Source organism: Pseudomonas sp. 2822-15 (genome assembly GCF_002742515.1).
GTDB classification, from domain to species: Bacteria; Pseudomonadota; Gammaproteobacteria; order Pseudomonadales; family Pseudomonadaceae; genus Aquipseudomonas; species Aquipseudomonas salomonii.
Window position 1 is genome coordinate 1 of the sequence record NZ_LJRY01000055.1, and the last position, 267, is coordinate 267.

Below are 267 nucleotides of genomic sequence, written 5' to 3' on the forward strand. Positions count from 1 at the left end.
ACATATATTAAAGGACACAAGAAGTGCAGCAGATTATGTTTATGATCGTATGGAAGCGGTACGCTATGCAGAGCGGTGGTGGAACAGTTTTAATCCAGAGTATAAACAATTTGATAATAACTGTACTAATTTTATATCCCAATGCTTGCATGTTGGAGGTATACCGATGACAGGTCATCCAAACAGGTCCAAGAGATGGTGGTATCAAAATAATCAATGGAGTTATAGTTGGACTGTTGCACATGCGTTTAGGTGGTATCTTAGTGG

At 39.0% G+C, this 267-nt stretch carries 1 protein-coding gene; it reads left to right on the forward strand.

From position 1 onward, the window contains the following. Positions 1–49: 49 nt before the first annotated feature. Positions 50–267: amidase domain-containing protein (locus AOA59_RS33390; protein ID WP_371919047.1), on the forward strand; the 218-nt coding region annotated here is incomplete at its 3' end.